This is a genomic window from Nocardia thraciensis (assembly GCF_054782435.1).
This window is the reverse complement of sequence record NZ_BAAGSM010000042.1, coordinates 1-2,252: the sequence shown is the minus strand read 5'-3', so window position 1 is coordinate 2,252 and position 2,252 is coordinate 1. Positions and strand designations below refer to the sequence as shown.

2 protein-coding genes are annotated in these 2,252 nt (G+C 63.9%); both read right to left on the bottom strand.

Annotated features, from left to right (window positions below; genetic code table 11):
* Positions 1-85 precede the first annotated feature (85 nt).
* Positions 86-367: an acyl carrier protein gene (locus ACYVLQ_RS27345; RefSeq protein WP_460700402.1), complete on the bottom strand. Its 282-nt coding sequence runs from the start codon at positions 365-367 to the stop codon at positions 86-88.
* A 13-nt stretch (positions 368-380) separates the two neighbouring features.
* A complete protein-coding gene (locus ACYVLQ_RS27340; RefSeq protein WP_460700401.1) occupies positions 381-2,183 on the bottom strand; it encodes an AMP-binding protein in 1,803 nt (600 codons plus the stop codon).
* Positions 2,184-2,252 lie beyond the last annotated feature (69 nt).

The following is a 2,252-nucleotide window of genomic DNA, read 5'->3' as shown; positions in this document are numbered from 1 at the left end:
AACGCCTCGAACACCTCGGGCGGCAGATCGTAATGCCGATTCGTCGCAGCAGCAGCAACAGCCGACGGAGGCGATGTCGTAGCCATCAGGCCCGCTCGGCGGTCAGTGCTGCGAGCAGGAACTCGACCATGTCACCGATGGTGTCGGCCGCCCGGATCGCGGCGTCGTCGGCCTCCACGTCGTATTCCCTTTCCAGGGCGGCGGTGACGCGCATGAGGCGCACGGAGTCTGCGCCCGGTAGCAGGTCGAGCTTCTCGGATTCCGCCAGTGCGTCGCCGTCGAGGTTCAGTTCGTTTCGAAGCTGGGTGCGCACCGAGTTCAGGACCGCTGAACGTGAGGGGACCGGCTGTTGGCCCTCTGTTGCCATGAGAACTCCTTCATTATCGGTCGGTCCGGGCCTGCGGCCGTGTCGGCACGGTAGGCGCTGCAGCTGTTGTCTGGCTTGTTCTCAGCCGCGAAACGGCTTGGAGTCGTTGCCATTTGCCGCTGGAGGTCCGGGTCAGCCAGCGTGGTTCCACGATGTGGATCCGCACGGCATGCACGTCGGTCGCCTCGGCGATACGACGACGTACCTCGTTGGCGAGGCTCGAGTGCGCCGGTGACGGCAATTCGGTTTCGACTATGACCGCTATGTGCTCGGTGCCGTCCGGGCCAGTGCCGGGCGCGGCCACACAACGCCGTCGGTATACCCCGGGAACCTGTTTGGCTACTGCTTCGATGTCCTCGGGAAAGATGTTGCGGCCCTGAATAATTGCCATTTCTTTGCGCCTGCCGGCGATATAGAGTTCGCCGTCGTGGCGGAATCCCAGATCACCTGTCCGCAGCCACGGCCCATCGAAGGCAGCCCGGGTGGCATCCTCGTCATGGAGGTAGCCCGACATGACGGCCGCTCCACGCACCTGAATCTCGCCGAATATGTTATCCGAGCAGGGTTTTCCAGAGTCATCGGTCACTCGCACGTCGATACCGGGCACCGGGATGCCCACCGACACCAGCTCCCGCGCCACGGCATCGCCCCGGCCAGCGAGCCGGATGTCGTACCCGGGACGCAGACTGTCGCGGTCGACGTGGAGGGTGTGTGGCGGGGTTCCCGGCCGGGGAAACGACACTGCCAGCGTGACCTCCGCCATGCCGTACACCGGATACATCGTGGACGGCGCGATGCCCGCCGGTCCGAATACGTCCTCGAAGCGGTGCACGGTGGCCGGAGAAATCGGTTCTGCGCCGTTGAACGCCAACCGCCAGCACGAAACGTCGAGGCCGCGATCTATTTCCGGTCCTGCGGCGGCGGCTAGAAGGTCGTAGCTGAAACTGGGGCCGGTGACCAAGGTCCCGTGGTGCTGGGCGAGGTATCGCAAGAACCCGCCGGGCTTGCGCAGGAAGTCGAATGGCTCGAACACGTGTGATTCCGCACCGTTGAGCAGGTTCGCGAGCAACCCGAACAGACCCATGTCGTGATACAGCGGCACCCATTGAATCAGTACATCATCGGGAGTCAGACCGGCTCCTTCGACGATGCCGTGCACGCCCGCGACTACGCTGCGATGGCTCAGTGTCACGCCGCGCGGTGACCCGGTACTGCCCGAGGTGAACTGAACCACCGCGGGGGCGTCCGCATCCACGTCCGGTAGAGAGCCCTGTGCACCCGAGGTCGACGGTCCGACAACCCGAAGGTCGGGACAGCGCTGGGTGAGTTCAGTCAGGAGCGGCGCATAGGAGTCCGAGCCGACGAGCATGTCGACCCGCGCGACATTCAGTATGCGGCTGATCTTTTCGGCGTGAACCTCGAGCTTGTTTGTGCCGATCGGGACGGGCAGGATGGTCACCGCCGCCCCGGCTCGCATGATTCCGAACAAGCTCACTATGAGGTCGGCGCTCGTCGGTCCGAGCAGCGCGACGATGTCCCCCGGCCGGACTCCGGCCTCGATGAGGCCGCGGGCGTGACTGGACGCCGCGGCATCCAGTTCGGAGAGAGTCAATTCGGCGCTGGTACTCGGGAAGATCGTTCTGGCGGTGGCAAATTCGCGAGCCCGCTCAGACAGCACAGCTGTCACCGAATCGGCGGAGAGGATCGAAGTAACAGCCACACGAATAATTGTCGAGATTGTCGGAGCGAATAGGCAACGGGACCAACGTCCCCTTGCATCGCGGAGTGTCCGATGTTGTCGTTTATCTGTGAACACAGATCCGGCTGTTGCTGCTGCTGCGACGAATCGGCATTACGATCTGCCGCCCGAGGTGTTCGAGGCGTT

What these genes read in the sequence shown, in the direction of transcription:
- ACYVLQ_RS27345 (WP_460700402.1), bottom strand. Translation starts at nt 367, where the DNA reads ATGGCAACAGAGGGCCAACAGCCGGTCCCCTCACGTTCAGCGGTCCTG.